The organism is Anaerococcus tetradius, from assembly GCF_947087635.1.
Lineage (GTDB): Bacteria > Bacillota > Clostridia > Tissierellales > Peptoniphilaceae > Anaerococcus > Anaerococcus tetradius.
The window spans coordinates 129140-146509 of the sequence record NZ_CAMUDP010000001.1; the positions used below are offsets into that span (position 1 = coordinate 129140).

Genomic DNA, 17370 nt, shown 5'->3' on the forward strand with positions numbered 1-17370 from the left:
TGCATTATCAAAAAAAGACAGGGAATTAACAAAATTTTTTACAATAAATATTAGCTAATCAGTTTTAAGGATAGGATTTTAGGTCTAGTAGAAGACATTTAGAAGATAGGTAAATATTGCGAAGATAAAATAAAAAACGGTCAATCCCCATAAGGGGAAGAGACCGTTTCTTGGATGGATTTTAAAGTTTAGTTTATTAATAATTTATATGTTAGATTTTTATTTTCTCATCAAGAAGTTAAAAGCACCAAGGGCTGCTGTCGCACCTGATCCTGCGGCTATAACAATTTGTTTAAATAGCTCTTCTGTCACATCTCCTGCTGCAAAGATGCCTTCTACATTTGTAGCCCCATCGGGACCTGTGATAATTTCTCCTCTTTGGCTAAGTTTTACTTCTGTCTTTTCTAGCCATTCTGTATTTGGCACAAGGCCTACTTGGATAAAGCAACCTGCTATATCAATCTTGTTTTCCTTTCCAGAAATCCTGTCTGTATATTCTAGGCTTTCTAGTCTGTTAGAACCATATAGACCTGTGGTTTGGGCATTGGTTATGATATCTACGTTAGCTAGGGATTTTACCTTTTTTTGGAGGACTTCATCAGCCTTTAATTCTGGCAAAAATTCTAGGACAGTTACATGTTTAACCATGCCAGCTAGATCAATTGCAGCCTCTATTCCTGAATTTCCTCCGCCGATTACTGCTACGTTTTTGCCCTTAAAGAGTGGGCCATCACAGTGGGTGCAATAAGCTACTCCCTTGTTTCTAAATTCAGTTTCTCCAGGTATACCTATTAGCCTCCATCTAGCACCTGTGGCTATAATTGCTGTTTTTGTTTGTAATTTTGCTCCATTATCTAGGCTTATTTCAACAAGAGCATCCCTTTTTTCTATATTATCTGCAAGGGCTCCTGTCATTATATCAACATCCAAGGCTAGGGCTTGTTCTTTCATTTGATTCATGAAATCAGGGCCTTCGGTGTATTTAAAGCCAGGAATATTTTCTATGCCAAGTGTTTCATTTACCTGACCACCAAATTCGCTTGCAATTATACCGGTCTTTATTCCTTTTCTTGCTGCATAAATTGCTGCGGTTGCTGCTGCAGGGCCACCACCAATTATTAGGACACCGAAAAGTCCCTTATCAGCAAAGTGATTTGCATCTATCTTAGAGCCGAGTTTATCGAGGATAGTCTCAATTGATTGTTTGCCACCCTCGAAGAAGTCCCCATCTTTAAAAATAGCTGGAACTGCAAGTACATCACGACCTTCTGCTAAGTCTTGGAACATGGATCCTTCAATCATTGTGTGATTTACAGAAGGATTTAGGATTGCCATTATATTGAGGGCTTGGACAACATCTGGACAATTGTGGCAGGATAGGGAAACTATTGTTTCAAAATCACTTCCATCAAGAGCTTTGATTCTTTTCTTTATGCTAGGATCAACCTTTGGCTCAATTCCTCCAACTTGAAGGAGGGCAAGGGCAAAGGACGCAAATTCGTGACCTAGAGGAAGACCGGCAAAGACGATTTTTCCATGGTCAAACTCTCCCTTTAGCTCGAAAGAAGGAATGTATTGGAGTTTCTTTTCTTCGACTTTTATTTTCGAAGAAAGACTTGCTACATCATCAACAAATTCTTTAACTTTCTTAGAATTTTCATCTTCATTGACAGAAAGCCCAATAACGACTTCTGTCTTTAATAAGTCAAGATATTGGGCTAGCTGGCTTTTTAGTTTTCGATCTAACATATCAGATTTTTCCTACAAGATCAAGACCTGGTGTTAGGGTCGCATCTTCTTCACTTTCCCATTTAGCAGGACAAGCTTCACCTGGATGGGCAGCAACGTACTTAGCTGCTTTAATCTTGTTGATATTTACATTTGCCTTTCTACCGATTCCATCTGCGTTGATTTCGATAGTTTGGATTACATTTTCAGGATCTACTACAAGAGTTGCCCTTAAAGCCTTGCCTGAAGGGTCAAGAAGGTCAAGTTCTCTAGTAAGTTCTTTATTTGAATCACCAATCATTGTGTATTCAATCTTACTAATTGCTTCGCTGTTGTCATGCCATGCCTTGTGAACAAAGTGTGTATCAACAGATACTGAATAAACTTCAGCTCCAAGTTCTTTTAATTGTTTATATGATTCTTGCATGTCTTCAAGCTCTGTTGGACATACAAAAGTAAAGTCTGCTGGATAAAAAATGAGGACAGTCCACTTATCAAGGAGGTCCTTGTCAGTAATTGTAACAAATTCTTCCTTAGCTGGGTTGTAAGCGTCTAAACTAAATTCTGGTAATTTTCTTCCTATAAAAGCCATAATTTTCTCCTTTTATTTTATACTAAGTCATAATTATAATCATTATCACTCGCTATACAATAATTATAATCATTCTAAACTAAAAGTCAAATTAGTTGGTAAATATATTTTTATTTACTAGCATAAATTAAAGAAAATAGCTAAGTTAAGTTATTAGTTTAGCCTAGCTGTAGATAGAAGGAAATTTTTCGGCAACTAGATTTTTCATTACTTTTCTTATCTTTACTTTATTAAAAATTAATAGGAAATTTCTAAATTTTGTTAGAAAATCTTTCCAAAGAACTTAGATAGACTAGTAAATTCCATATCAAAAACCCCTATTTCAATCAAATAAGTGATTTGAAATAGGGGTCTAAGCCTTAGCTTTATCTATTAAGCTTTTTCTTATTTAAGTTTAAAATCAAGGAAGCTGATAGGACGAGGACCATGCCACAAGCAAGCCTTGTTGTAAAACTTTCTCCGAGGATTATCACTGAGAGGATAGATCCAAATAATGGAACGAAAAGTTTGTAAATGCCAAATTCGTTAGCTGAATGGATTTGTAGAACCTTAGTCCATATGCTAAAGGAAGTTGCTGATATGAAGGCAGCATATATTAGAAGTATAGCCGCTTTCATTGTAAAGTGCAAAGTATTTGATGATACAGCAGATCCTACTAAAATTAAGACGATTGAGCCTACTAAAAATTGGATTCCCGTCAACAAGAAGCCATTTATGCCCTTGCCATATTTTCTAACTAAAACAGTGCAGAAGGCGTTTATTGATGTTGATATGATGATGAAGCCCTCACCAGTAAGCTTCATAGCTTCACCGCCTATTGGTTTTCCAGTGTTAGTTATTACAATACCTATTGTTCCTATGATAAGGGCAAGAATCATTTTTGAATTAATCTTATCTTCTGGCAAAAGTAGGGCGGAAAATATTACAACTATGAAGGAATTGGCTGCCTGGATAATTGAAGATTTGACCCCAAAGGTATTTGATAGACCTATATAGTAAAACAAGTATTGGATACTTGTTTGAACTAAGCCCAGGATTAAGACAAATCTCCAATTCATTTTTTTAACATCCTTAAAAGACCTATCAAAAATGAAAAAGTATAACAAGGTTATGATTCCAGCCATGAAAAACCTTATTCCAGCAATTAATATCTTTAGTCCAGTATCGCTAGGACCAATGCCTAGTTCTAGATAGGTAGTCTTTATGGTAGGGATGGCTGAACCCCACAAAAGCATAGCGAAAATCGAAAAAACAATCGCTAATTTCTTATTTTTTAACAAGTTATCTCCTCCTCTTAGATAGAATTTAGTTTTTATATTATAAATTTCTAATAATTCTTTAACTACTTTACTAATTAATTGTAATTTATCAAAATGTTTTAAGAAGCGAATCGTTTTGATAAAATATTTTATTTATGTTATGATAGTAATATATCACATATTAATAGGGAGGAAATATGAAAAAAATAACAAGACTGTTATTGGCACTGACCATGATTTTTACACTAAGTGCATGTGGAAAGGCTGCCGATAACAAAGAAGCAGCTAACAGTGAAGTAAAAACTGAGGCTAAAGTTGATGAGAACAAGGAAGATAAGAAAGAAAACAAGGATGAAAAAGAATCAGCCAAGGCTAGTGAGCTTACTTTGCCAGATTTTAAGGGAAGAAACTTAAATGTAGTTGCTACAAGTGATTCTTATGTACCTTTATTTGATAAATTTAGCGAGCTTACAGGAGCTAAGGTAGAATTCTTATCAATGTCTTCAGGAGAAGTTATAACAAGAACTAAGGCTGAAGGAAAGCCAATGGCAGACTTGTGGTTTGGCGGTGGCCTTGATGCTTTCATGGCAGCTAAGGATGATGGGCTCCTTGATTCTTATAAGTCAGAAATGACAGATAAGATTCCAGAAAAGTTTAGGGATAAGGACGGCTTTTATACTTCTAAGGGTCTAACTGTGGTAGGTTTTATTGTAAATGATAAAATCTTAAAAGAAAAGGGACTAGAAGCACCAAAAACATGGAAGGACCTTGCCAAGGAAGAGTACAAGGGAGAGATAATTATGTCTAACCCTGCTATATCTGGAACAAATTATGCAGCCTTAAAGGGACTCTTAGACCTATATGGGGAGGAAGAAGGCTGGGCTTTATTTGAAAAAATCAACGAAAATATAGATTTCTATTCAAAAAGAGGAAAAGACCCTCAAGAAAAGACAGCCCAAGGAGAATTTGCTATTGGAATTATTCCAGTTGATAAAAAAGCCTTCGATGCTGCTAAGGATAACGGACTTTCTGTAGTTTATCCAGAAGATGGAATTAGCTGGGTACCAGAGGGAGTAGCTGTATTTAAGGATAGCGAAAATGCTGATGTAGCTAAAGCTTTCGAAGATTTCATGCTTACAGCTGAAGCCCAAAAGATGATTGCTGACATTGATGGCAAAGATACTAACCAACTAATTGTCGAAGGAGCCAAGGGCTTCGATCTAGGCCTTCCAAAAGATAAGCTAATTGACGAAGATCTATCAACTTTTGGTACAAAGAGAGATGAAATATTAAATAAATTCAAAGAAATAGCCAAGGATAAGGCTAGCGAAAAATAATAGCTGGGGAGCTTTTACAAAATTAACTTATAAAAAGTTTGCTTGTAAAAGCTCTTTTTTGTGAGAGGGATGCGATTTGCTAAAAAAAATAAAATCCTTAATAGTTCCGTCGCTATTAAGTCTGAGTGTAATAATTTTTATATTAATGCCCTTAATCTTCGTCTTTAAGGAGGCTTTTTTCATAGGGTCAAACTTTACTTTGGCTAATATAATAAGGGTATTGAAGATGAAGAAGTTGATAGGCAATTCTTTAAAGCTTTCCATTGGCACTAGTATCTTGTCAGTAGTAAGCTCTGTTTTTGTTAGTCTTTTCTTCTATTTTTCAAACAAAAAGATTAGGCTAATAATTACCACTATCTTATCTATAACACTAATCTCTCCGCCCTTTGTAACGAGTCTTTCCTACATAAATCTTTTCGGCAGGCGAGGCTTTATTTCCTATGGGATTTTGGGTCTATCCTTAAATCCCTACAATATGTGGGGGATTATGTCCATGCAAAGCATTTCTTACCTATCCTTAAATACCTTACTTCTTGTAGGCTTTTTAGAAAAAATTGACCAGAGGATAATAGATTCAGCAAGAAGTCTTGGGGCTAGGACAAATAATATAATTATTGATATCCTACTTCCTTCTATGAAAAATGGAATTTCTGCTGTCTTTATGCTAAGTTTTTTCAAATCAATAGCAGATTTTGCAACCCCTAACATAATTGGAGGTAAATTTTCTGTCCTAGCCTTAGAAGCATATTTTGAGGTTATAGCCAATGGAAATCTTTCTCTTGCAGCGTCTATGAATATAATAATTCTATTTTTGACCCTCTTAGTTTATTTTATCTTTGCGAAAAATAGGCAAAATTATACAAGTCTAGGTCTTTCATCTCAAAGAAAGGCTATCAAGCTCCATGACAAGACTATCTTGTATTACACGATAGCATTTATATCAAGCCTCCTCCTCTTAACCCTAAGTATCTTATATATATCAATAATATTTACTGCCTTTAGCCGCATGAAAGATGGAAGCTTAGTCTTTAGCTTAGAAAACTTCAAAGATACTGCTAGATATATCAACTCAATTACTATAAGGTCGATTACTTATTCACTTATATCAGCCCTAGGGGGGAGCTTGCTTGGTATGTTAATCGGATATTATTTGATAATAAAAAAAGACTCTTATATGAAAGTCATTGATTATTTTGCAAACCTACCTTATGTAATTCCTGGCATGTTTTTCGGCCTGGCCTATCTTTTATTTTTTAGGGATAAGCCCTTCTACCTAACTGGGACAAGTGCCATAGTTATCTTCAATGTTTTATTTAAGCAACTGCCTTTTTCAACTAGGATATTTAACGCTTCGATGAAGTCTGTCGATAAAAATATATTAAAGGCAATAAGGGATTTGGGAGGGGGATCCTTTTATGAAATCAAGGATGGAATCCTTCCTCTAAGTAAAGAAAGCATGAGGGTAAGCCTTATAAATGCCTTCACTACCACAATGACTACAGTGGGCTCTATCATCTTTTTGGTTTATCCATCCAAAAAACTAATGACTTTGGTAATGTTTGATGTAATTAACAGTGGCAAATACAATGAAGGCTCTGTTATTGCCCTCTATATTCTCGTGATTTGCCTAATTTTTAACCTACTAATCCAAGTCCTTACGAAAGAAAAAAGCCACTGGCTAAGGAGATAAGATGTATCTAGAAATAAAAAATTTAACTAAGAAATATGGACAGGCCTACGCCATAAAAGACATATCCTTTGGCCTAGAAGAGGGAAAATTTTTGTGCTTGTTGGGCCCTTCTGGATCTGGCAAGTCTACAATCCTTCACTGCCTAGGAGGCTTTTTAGACCATGAAGGAAAGATTATTATAGATGGAGAAGATGTAAGCAAAAAAAGCCCGGAAGAAAGAGATGTTTCGACAGTTTTTCAATCATATGCAATCTTTCCCCACATGAATGTCCTAGAAAATGTCATGTACGGTCTAAAATTCAGGGCCAAGGGCCTAGCTAAGGATGAAAAAAAGAAGAAAGCTTTGGAAGTTCTTGAAAAAGTTGGACTTAAAGGCCTTGAAAAAAGATATGAAAGTGAATTATCTGGTGGACAAAAGCAAAGGGTGGCACTTGCAAGAAGCCTAGTTGTAAAACCCAAACTACTCTTGATGGATGAGCCCCTATCAGCCCTTGACTATAATTTGAGAAATAAAATGCAAGAAGAGATAAAGAGTATACAGAAAGACTTTAAGATAACGACCATCTTTGTAACCCACGACCGAAATGAGGCCTTTGCTATGGCTGATGAAATAATTATATTAAATAAAGGAAGGCTCATAGAAAAGGCAAGCCCAGAAGAAATATATAATCAACCGAAGGATGAATTTTCCCTAAAATTTATGGGTAAGGCCAATTTCTTTGATGGAGGCTATGTGAGACCAGAAAAAATTATAGAAAATGACATGGGAGAAGAATTTGTCATAGAGAATCTTAACTTTGATGGGGATAGGCTAGGAATTTTCCTAAAAAACGACAGAAGAGAAATGGAAATGACAAAATTAAATGATGGCAAAAAATACAAGGTCGGTCAAAAGATAAAAGTAACCTACAAGATTGAGGAGATTAGATGAAGATACTGCACGTTTTAACCCAGCTCCCACAAAAAACAGGATCTGGAGTCTACTTTACAAATTTAATAAAAAGCTTTGAAGATATGGGCCATGAAAATCTAGCCCTCTACGGGACAGAAGAGGCAATAGTAATTGATTTTCCTATAAAAAATTCTAAAGAAGTAGTCTACATGACAGAAAAACTGCCATTCCACATATGTGGAATGAGTGATGTTATGCCCTATGAGTCGACAGTTTATAGCAAGATGAGTGAAGATGAGATAGATATGCTAGAAGAAGCCTTTAGGGATAAGCTAATTGAAATAAAAGATTCTTTCAAGCCAGAGCTCGTAATAAGCCACCACTTATTTTTTGTAACAGACTTAGTAAGAAGAATATTTCCACAAGTAAAAGTGGTGGGCATATCCCACGGAACCGACATAAGACAGATAAAAAAACATCCTAGATTTTTAAAAAGACTAGGCCATATCAAAGAGCTCGACCAAGTTTTGACAGTAACTGACCAAGAAGATGAAAGTATAAGGGAAAAACTTGGAGTAAAAAAAATTAGTCTAATAGGTGGAGGATTCAACCAAGAAGTATTCTATGAAAACCCAAAGGCAAAAACCGATGATATCATTAGAATAATGTATGCAGGAAAAATCACTAGGTCTAAGGGGGTCTTTGAGCTTGCCAAAAGCCTAAAGACTTTAGAGAAAAAATATCCAAAGATAAAAATGTATATAGTCGGAAATGCAAGTGAAGAAGATAAGAAAATCCTAAGAGAAAATACCGACAATTCAGAAAATCTAATAATTCACGACGCCGAAGACCAAAAAACAATGGCAGATCATCTAAGGCAGATGGATATATTTGTCCTACCATCATACTTTGAAGCCTTGGGACTTGTGGCAATCGAAGCCTTGGCTTGCCATAAACTAGTAGTAACAAGCTACATAGAAGGTCTAGATAAACTATTAAGCCCAATAATTAAAGAGAAAAAGGCCATAGAATTTGTAGTCCTACCAAGAATAAAAAACGTTGACCAGCCTTACGAAGAAGATGTCGATTCCTATGTAGAAAGACTAGCAGGCAAAATCGAAGAGCAAATAGAAAGACTAGACGAAGAAATCTTCACAGAAGATGTGAATAAAGAAATAGAAAAATACTCCTGGAAAAATATGGGAAGAAAGATATTTGAAATAATAAGTTAGACCAATCAATTAAATTCGAAGAAATTAATTGATTGACTTCCTTAACAAAATTTTAAAAAAATTTTGCCTCTTTCGCTGTTTGCCAAGACAAAATAAAAAACCATTACAAGGAGTAATGGTCTTTGATGGTAGAAATCCTTAGGATTTCTGAGTTAAACAGCGAAAGTATATCCTTTCTCATCTAGTATAACAAGACAATGGCGATATGTAAAGTTTTTTCCGTTAAATTGAGTCTTTTATCCAAGTATTTTCTTTTACAGGAGCCTTTAAGTTATATTTTAAAAATATTTAAAAATAATCGGGTATATATTTCTAGTGAGGAGATAAAATGAAAACATTAATAGCTATAGATACAATTAAAGATTTCGAGGATTCTGTTTGCATGGGAGAGATTTTCAAGAAGACTTTATCTTCTAAGTCTTATCCAATTCCTTTTTTGGATGGTGGGCAAGGAACTATCGAGTCGATGAAGTTCATTTCTGGAGGAACTTACAAATATGTAAATGTACACAATCCACTTAATGAAGCAATTACAGCTAGGTATTTGTTGAAGGATGATTTTGCTACAATCGAGATGGCAGAGTCATCAGGTCTTTCCCTACTTTACAAGGAAGACTTAGATGTTATGAATGCATCATCTTTGGGTTTGGGAGAAGTTTTTATAGATGCCCTCGATAATGGTGCTAAAAGTTTTTATATCGGTCTTGGAGATAGTGCTTGTAATGATATGGGTATGGGTATGCTTTATGCTCTTGGGGCAAGGTTTTATGATGATGAAGATAATAGCCTAAGCCCTATCGCAAAAAATTTATCTAAGCTTAGAAGGATCGATATTGATAATGTTGATGAGAGATTTAAGAGAGCTAATATAATTATTGCCACTAGCAGCGAGATGACTCTTTTTGGTGATAACTCCTTTTTGGAATATAGGGCCTACAGGAAAGGGGCTAGCGATTATGATGTAGCAAGGCTTTTTAGGGGTTGTGAAAATTTTATAGCTAGGACCTCTGAACTTCTGGGTATAGGTCATGTCGATTTTCCTTCTCTAGGTTCTGGTGGCGGTTGTGCTTGGGCCTTGTTTACATATTTCAAGGCCAAGATTTCTAAGCCTATGGATTATATTTTGGAGAAGGTAAATTTTAGAGAAATGGTAAAGGATATGGATTTTATAATATTGGGAGAGGATTTGAGTCAATTTAATGCTTATTCTTCTATTTCTATGGCAAAACTTGCCAAAAGATATAATGATAGGGTTAAGATTATTTTCCTCCACAATGCAAGTGATAGGAAGCTTGATAATAGTGAGTATTTTGATTATATTTACGATTACGAGATGGCGAATAATCTTGATAGAAAATCTGTTCTTGAAGAAATAAAGAAAATAGCAAGAGATATAGATAAGACCTATATTAGAAATTCTGAAATCTAGTCTTAAAGCGGTACAATTATTGATTATGAGTATAAATTTTAAAAAATTAGGAGAAACAAAAGTGACGACAGCCTTGATGCTGGTGAATATTGCAGTTTTTATCATAATGACTTTACATGGAGGTAGTGAGGATATAGATAACCTTGTTCGCTTTGGAGCAATGGTTAAGCCCTTAGTTAAGCTTGGTCAATGGTGGAGGATATTTACAGCTGCTTTTATCCATATAGGTTTTTTTCATATTTTATTTAATATGTACTTCCTATATAGTATCGGGCCTTTGTTTGAGAAGCTTTATGGTTCTAGAAACTTTCTTATTATTTATTTATTGGCAGGAATAATGGGTAACTTATTCACCTATGCCTTTGCTAGCAACAACACAGTTTCTGCTGGAGCGTCTACATCCTTGTATGGGATATTTGGCCTTGCCATTGGTCTTATGATTAATTATAGGGATGATGATATTCTAAGGGGTCTTGGAGCAAGTTTTCTATCAATCATAGCGATAAATGTTGTTTATTCTTTGTTTGCAACTGGCATAGGCATCCAAGGTCATATTGGAGGTTTTTTGGCAGGAGTGATTTTAGCTGGTATTTTCCCAGTTGTGCATAGACAACTTCCTATGACTACTATAATAATTTCGCTTCTAGCCTTTGTAGTTTTATCCATTTTATTTATAATAATCGGCAATAAGAGTGTAGGGATTTAAGTTAAGATGAGAAAATATGGATTGGTATTAGCTTTGCTTTTTTTGCTAAGTGCTTGCTCTTTTCAATCTAGGGAAAGTTTTGAAAAGGAGCTTCTTAATAAGGAAAGCCAAAAAAAACCTATAAAGATGCCTGAGATTAGCTACAAGGATGCGATAAGCAAGAAGGATATAGAAAGAATCGACTTTGCAAAGCTCTATAAGAAGGCAAGTCTTTGTGATAGAAAAGCCATAGAAAGCTCTTTGGGTTTAATAAAGCAAATGGATTTTTCATCTAAGCAGCTAGGCTTTGTTATAAAAAAAGAAGATGATGGCAATATTTACCTAGATCAAGTCTATAATAAGGGTGGCCTTGTTGAAGAAAGTCTTGCTTTATTGTCAAGGCCTGACCTAGATAGGGTTTTTGTAAAGGTCATAACTTTTGATTCAGACAGTGGGCCGATGCTTCTTGTAAGTGAATTTGCAATATATGAAAAAGAAACTTTAAGTGCTTATTATCTTTATGACAAGTACCTTAGTCAGATAGATTCCTTTATATTTTCCAATACTACTGACAAACTAGAGCCTTCTATTACTAGGCTTGGAGATGGTTTAGGGGAAGATGGAAAGAAAACAAAGGGAGATATCAAGAAGGCTATATCAGAAAGGCTAAGGGCTGAAGAATCTCAACTAGCAGACCTATACATGACCTATGGACTTAAAAAGGAGACTATTAGGGGCAAGGTCTTGGGAGAAGATATGGACATAGGTCATCTCATAAGTGGCAATCATAGCAAGGAAATATTATTTATAGAAAAGACAAAAGATAAAAATGGCAAAGATGTCATTACTATAAAATAGGAGAGAATATGGAAAGAAAAGACATTGAAGAAAGATTGAAATGGGATACTACATCAATTTACAAAAATGATGAGGATTTCTACAAGGATATAGAAGAAGTAAAAAAATTAGCCAAACTCCTTACAGGATTTAAGGGAAGGCTTACAAAGGATCTTGAAACTTTTAAGGAATTTATAAAACTCGATGAGAAATTTTCAAGAAAGATGGAGAAGGCTTATGTTTACGCCTCTCTAAGGTCTGACGAAGATACGAGGGTAACTAAATATCAAGAGATGAACCAAATAGCGACAAACACCTATGTATTGACAGGTGAAGCCCTATCCTTTGTAAGACCAGAACTTTTGGCAACAGATTATGAACTTATTAAGCAATATCTAGAAGATTCTGAAATATCTTATCTAAAGCATTATTTTGACGATATCTACAGATTCAAAGACCATACCCTAGATGAGAAAAGCGAGAAGATTATAGCAAGCTTTGCCAAGACTGGACAAAATCCTAGGTCAACCTATATGATATTTTCAAATGCAGATATGAGCTTTCCTCATGTTAACAAGGATGGAGAGGATATAGAAATTACTGATGCAAACTTTGTGAATTTGCAACAAGACAAGGATAGAAATTTCAGAAGAGAAGTTTATGAAAAATACTACAAAACTTACAGGCAATTTTCTAATACCCTAGCATCAACTCTTGATGGGGATTTTTCCGCTCACAACACAGAAGCGAAGCTTAGAAATTTTGATTCAGCTAGGCAAATGAGCCTTTTTGCTAACAATCTTTCTGAAGATATTTACGATAATTTGCTAGAAGTAGTTCATGATAATGCAGACATCCACAGGGATTATACAAGCCTTAGAAAAGAATTCTTAGGAGTGGACGATTTAGGTTTTCATGATATCTACATGCCTCTTGTAAAAGATTATGAGAGAAAAATAGATTTTGATGAGGCTAAGGAAATTGTCCTTGAAGCAATCAAACCTTTGGGCGAAGAATATGTCAAAGTTGCGAGAGAAGGCTTTGATACAGGTTGGTTCGATGTTTGTCCTAACAAGGGTAAAAGAGGGGGAGCTTACTCATCAGGTGCCTATGACACCCAACCCTTTATCCTTCTTAACTATACAAACACTATTGATGATGTCTTTACAGTAATCCATGAGCTAGGTCATTCTATGCACTCTTATTACACAAGAAGTACCCAAAAATACCAATATGGTTCTTATTCAATATTTCTAGCTGAGATTGCATCAACCACCAATGAACTTCTTCTCCTTGATTATTTACTCAAAAACTCTAAGTCAGAAGAAGAAACAGCTTATCTTCTAAATTACTTTGTTAACCAATTCAAATCAACAGTCTTTAGGCAAACTATGTTTGCAGAATTTGAACATAAGGTAAATAAATTAGTAGAAGCTGGCGAGGCAATTCCAGCAGAAAGACTTCACGGAATATACAAAGAGCTCAATGAAGAGCTTTTTGGTAAAGATATACAAGTAGACGAATATATATCAGCAGAATGGGCAAGGATTCCGCACTTTTATATGTTCTACTATGTCTTCCAATACGCTACAGGCTTCATGAGTGCTGTTGCCCTAAGCCAAAACATCCTTCATGGAACGGATGATCAGAGACAAGCTTATCTAAACTTCCTAAAGGCTGGAGAGAGCGAATACCCAATAGAGGTGTTGAAGAAGGCAGGGGTCGATATGACTAACAAGGTTTCTATGCAAAAGGCTATGGATGTAGCAAGAAAAGCTTTAAAAGATTTAAGAGAAGCAATTCTATAAGAATTAAAGGCTAGGGCTAAGGCTTTAGCCTTTTTGTGTACTTAAAAACAAGTATTTTGGGTAAAACTAATATAAGATGTAAAGATTATTAAAGAAAAGAGCAGGCTATGACATACAGGAAGAGAAAATTAGAAATAATAAGAAAATTCCTCAATCCAGATTTAGTTATCGACGCTAGAAGGGTCTTTAGCAAGGATATTAAAAATGATAAAGAAACTTTGGAAAGTAGCATCCGCCTTGGTCAAAAGCTCAAAGAGCTTTTCGAAGACTTAGGACCGGTCTTTATTAAGTTCGGTCAAGTTTTATCAACTAGGAGAGATATATTTCCAGAAGCTATGATTAAGGAATTAGAAAAGCTCCAAGACGATGTCAAAGAAGAAGACTTAATTTACATAAAAGATACTATAGAAAAGGAATTTGGCCGAGCTGTTGAAGATATTTTCCTAGACTTTGATGAAAAAGCCCTCGCAGCTGGCTCTATTGCCCAAACTCATCTTGCCTATATAAATTATCAAGGCTCTATAAGAAAAGTAGTCGTAAAAGTAAGAAGAGAAGGCGTAGAAGATAAGGTTAGCGAAGATCTAAAGATTATGACAGATCTTTACAAGAGATTCAAAAACAAACTAAGTTTTATCCAATCTTTTGACCTAGGAGATGTTATAGAGGAATTTAAGCTATCCCTAACAAAAGAGATTGATTTAGAATTAGAAAAAGAAAATATCCTCAAATATAGGGCTGATAATAAAATGCCAAGCGACTTTAGGGCACCCCTTGTCTTTGAGCCTTATTGTGGAAAGACTGTCCTAACTATCGAATACATAGAAGGTAAATCTATAAGAGAAGCCTACGCTATGGACTCTGATACCAGGAAGATTCTCGCCCAAAGGATAATCAAGGCTTATAGCAATCAGATGTTTTCTTATGGATTCTTCCACGCTGATCCACATCCTGGCAATATTTTTATAAACGAAAAAAATGACTTGTACCTCATAGATTTCGGCATAGTCTCTTCCTTATCCAAAAATTATAGGTACCAAATTATTAAAATTTTCCTTGGGGCAAGTCTCAATGAGGTTAGGCTTATAACCGATGCTATCATAGGCATGGGACTTTTGGCTTTTGATAGTAAAAAAATACCTATATTCGAAAGAAGGATTCAAAAACTTTTAGACAAGTATATGGCTATGAATATAAGCCAACTTAAACTAGTGGAATTAATAGCTGACTTTTACAGGCTCCTTGTGGATTATTCTATAAAGATTCCATCAGAGCTTGTGAATTTTGCAAAAACCATCCTGACAGTAGAAGGTCTTATAGAAAAGCTAGTTCCAGAACAATCCTTCCTAGAACTTGCTATTCCCCTATCCAAGGCAATGGCCCTAAAGCTTTTAAGCCCCGACCTTGTAACTGATAGACTCCTAAAAAACACCTACGACTCCTTTAGTCTTATAAAGGAATTACCAGAAACAAGCCTAAATATCCTCAGACAACTAGTAAGAGGAGATTTTGCTATAGTAGAGAAAAAGAGCGAAGAAGAATTCCAAGCCTATCAAAAAATAGAAAAAAACAAAACAAGAGCCCTAGCATCACTAGGACTAAGTTTAATCATATCAAGCCTTACAATAAGCCTTGTACTTTTGGGAATAAGAAACAAACTATTTGTAGGCCTCCTTTCAGGAAGTCTTCTCATGACACTAGTAATTTTCCTAATCCTTCTAATAAAGATTTTAAAAAAGGATAAGTAAGAAAAATTTAACTAAGCAAAAATTGCAAGAGGAGGATAAAAAGTAAGCAGAGAAAAAGGGGCTGTTGCAGAATGAATAAATCGTACCATTATCGTTAGAAGAACCTCCACGGAAATTTTGCCTCCATCAGCCGGCAGGCACCACTGAAAATTTCCTAAGAGAACCTTCTAACGATGGTACGATGACTATTCATAGTTTTGCAACAGCCCCTTTTTTCTAATCCTCAAAATAAGACCTCCATTTATTATCATAGGTCCAAGTATAATCGCCTTTCTTGTTAGTATCCTTATAGTAATCGAAATCTCTCAAGAGTTTGTAGAAAGATTTGGCCATCAAGATAAGGGCAACTACATTCGGAATTACCATAAGAGCATTGGCAGTATCTGCCACGTTCCAAGCAAATTTCAAACCACCTATAGCCCCTAGATAGCAAAATCCTATATAAACATATTTAAAAAGAGAACTTGCTTTATCAGACTTGCTAAGATAGAAAACTGACCTTTGTCCATAATAGCACCAAGAAACGGCAGTAGTAAAAGCAAAAAGAATAAGGCTTATACTAACTATAAATCTACCCATAGGCAAAGATTTAGAAAATGCAGCTGCAGTAAGGCTTGCTCCAGACAAATTTGGATCAGTCCATAGACCAGAAGTAATAATAACAAGGGCAGTCATTGTACAAATAACAAGGGAAGAAACAAAAACTTCCACAGCTCCCCACATTCCTTGTCTAATAGGATGGTCAGTATGGCTAGAAGCATGAGCCATAGGTGCAGTACCTAGACCTGCTTCGTTAGAAAAAATTCCCCTAGCAAGTCCCCATCTAATTGACATAAGCACACCAGAACCACAAGCACCACCAAGCATGGACTTACCTGAAAAGGCATCACTTACAATAAGATACAAAGCATCTAGCAGATACTTCCTCTGAAGGAAAATAATGAGAATAGACCCTGCAACATAAAAAAGAGCCATAAAAGGAACAATTTTTTCAGCAAAAGCCCCAATCCTCTTAATACCTCCAACAAGAACCATAAGCATAAGAACGACTATCAAAATACCAGAAGTCCTTAAAGAAAGACCACACATATCGTTAATTGACTCAGAAATAGAATTAGCCTGAACAAGACCACCAGTACCAAGAATAGCAATAACCGAGAAAAAAGCAAAAAGCTTCGCTAAAATAGGCTTCTTCGCACCCTTGGAAATATAATACATAGGTCCGCCAACAAACTTACCCTCTCCGTCAATCTCACGAGTAGCAACTGCAAGACTAACCTCGCACATCTTAGTAGTCATACAAACAAGAGCAGCCATCCACATCCAAAAAATAGAACCAGGACCACCAAACTCAATCGCTGTAGAAACACCAATAATAGAACCAGCCCCTATAGTACCAGCAAGAGCTGTAGAAACAGCCTGGAAAGGAGAAATAGAAGTATCAGTAGATCCATTATTAGCAGAAGGCTTGCCAAAAGTTTGGGAAAAAATATAAAAGAAATTCCTATAAACCCAAAACCTCGACCTAAAAATTAAATACAAGCCCCCCAGAAATAAAGTAACAATCATGGGGTAGCCCCACAAAAAAGTACCTAGACGGCCATTTATCTCAATTAAAGTTTTAAACAAAATAATCACATCCTCTATAGTATATTTAATTACTATAAACTCTTTTTGGCAATTTGTAAACAAAAAAAAGAAAAAATATAGAAAAAAAACCCTTGTATATATAGAAGAAATAAAAATAAAGAAAAACATTTGACAAGTAGACTAGGTCATAGTATTATAATTAGGCACGTTGAAAGACGTCAAATAAAAATAAACAAAAAATATTTGACAAAACAAATTCAAAAGTGTATATTAATATCAATGCGACACAAGAATAAAACTTGGAAAACATAAAAAATCATCAAAAAATGATAAAAAAAGTTGACAAGCAAAAAAATGTGTAGTATTATATAAGAATCGCAAGACGAAAGCGACATTGAACCAAGATTAACATCGAAAGATGATAATCATAAAATTATATAGAATACAACAACAACCAAAGTTAATACTTTGAGTACAATGATTCTTATCGTAAGATAAGGACAAAAAATAAATCACGCATCAGACAAAAGTCAGATGTAAATGAAT

At 35.2% G+C, this 17370-nt stretch carries 13 protein-coding genes; 9 read left to right on the plus strand and 4 right to left on the minus strand.

Going from position 1 to position 17370, the window contains the following annotated elements:
• Nucleotides 1-219: 219 nt before the first annotated feature.
• The 3 genes from ahpF to P6936_RS00640 form a co-directional block, all read right to left on the minus strand.
• Nucleotides 220-1749 (minus strand): alkyl hydroperoxide reductase subunit F, encoded by a 1530-nt coding sequence (ahpF, locus tag P6936_RS00630; RefSeq protein ID WP_276880556.1) that lies wholly within the window; start codon nt 1747-1749, stop codon nt 220-222.
• 1 nt (nt 1750) lies between these two features.
• The gene (gene ahpC, locus P6936_RS00635) at nt 1751-2320 is read right to left on the minus strand and encodes an alkyl hydroperoxide reductase subunit C (protein ID WP_004836511.1); all 570 of its coding nucleotides are present in this window, start codon (nt 2318-2320) and stop codon (nt 1751-1753) included.
• A 365-nt stretch (nt 2321-2685) separates the two neighbouring features.
• Nucleotides 2686-3600, minus strand: coding sequence for a DMT family transporter (locus P6936_RS00640; RefSeq protein ID WP_276880557.1), 915 nt, complete (start codon nt 3598-3600; stop codon nt 2686-2688).
• A gap of 176 nt (nt 3601-3776) precedes the next feature.
• On the opposite strand from P6936_RS00640, the gene P6936_RS00645 reads away from it, so the two are divergent.
• From P6936_RS00645 to P6936_RS00685, 9 genes are all read left to right on the plus strand, one after another.
• Complete coding sequence (locus P6936_RS00645) at nt 3777-4916, plus strand: ABC transporter substrate-binding protein (RefSeq protein WP_276880558.1); 1140 nt, start codon at nt 3777-3779, stop codon at nt 4914-4916.
• A gap of 226 nt (nt 4917-5142) precedes the next feature.
• Complete coding sequence (locus tag P6936_RS00650) at nt 5143-6606, plus strand: ABC transporter permease (protein ID WP_276880559.1); 1464 nt, start codon at nt 5143-5145, stop codon at nt 6604-6606.
• A 1-nt stretch (nt 6607) separates the two neighbouring features.
• Complete coding sequence (locus P6936_RS00655; protein WP_276880560.1) at nt 6608-7537, plus strand: ABC transporter ATP-binding protein; 930 nt, start codon at nt 6608-6610, stop codon at nt 7535-7537.
• Nucleotides 7534-8730, plus strand: a complete 1197-nt coding sequence (locus P6936_RS00660) for a glycosyltransferase family 4 protein (RefSeq protein WP_276880561.1) — start codon at nt 7534-7536, stop codon at nt 8728-8730. The genes P6936_RS00655 and P6936_RS00660 overlap by 4 nt, the downstream gene beginning before the upstream one ends.
• Before the next feature lie 328 nt (nt 8731-9058).
• A complete protein-coding gene (locus P6936_RS00665) occupies nt 9059-10159 on the plus strand; it encodes a glycerate kinase (RefSeq protein WP_276880562.1) in 1101 nt (366 codons plus the stop codon).
• A gap of 25 nt (nt 10160-10184) precedes the next feature.
• Entirely contained in the window at nt 10185-10865 is a 681-nt protein-coding gene (locus P6936_RS00670) for a rhomboid family intramembrane serine protease (RefSeq protein WP_276880563.1), read from the plus strand.
• Between the two features lie 6 nt (nt 10866-10871).
• Complete coding sequence (locus tag P6936_RS00675; protein ID WP_276880564.1) at nt 10872-11702, plus strand: hypothetical protein; 831 nt, start codon at nt 10872-10874, stop codon at nt 11700-11702.
• A gap of 8 nt (nt 11703-11710) precedes the next feature.
• Nucleotides 11711-13489 (plus strand): oligoendopeptidase F, encoded by a 1779-nt coding sequence (pepF, locus tag P6936_RS00680; protein WP_276880565.1) that lies wholly within the window; start codon nt 11711-11713, stop codon nt 13487-13489.
• A gap of 107 nt (nt 13490-13596) precedes the next feature.
• A complete protein-coding gene (locus tag P6936_RS00685; RefSeq protein ID WP_276880566.1) occupies nt 13597-15234 on the plus strand; it encodes an ABC1 kinase family protein in 1638 nt (545 codons plus the stop codon).
• 216 nt (nt 15235-15450) lie between these two features.
• Here the strand turns inward: P6936_RS00685 and P6936_RS00690 are convergent, their stop codons facing one another.
• The gene (locus tag P6936_RS00690) at nt 15451-16803 is read right to left on the minus strand and encodes an alanine/glycine:cation symporter family protein (RefSeq protein ID WP_276863007.1); all 1353 of its coding nucleotides are present in this window, start codon (nt 16801-16803) and stop codon (nt 15451-15453) included.
• Between the last annotated feature and the right edge of the window lie 567 nt (nt 16804-17370).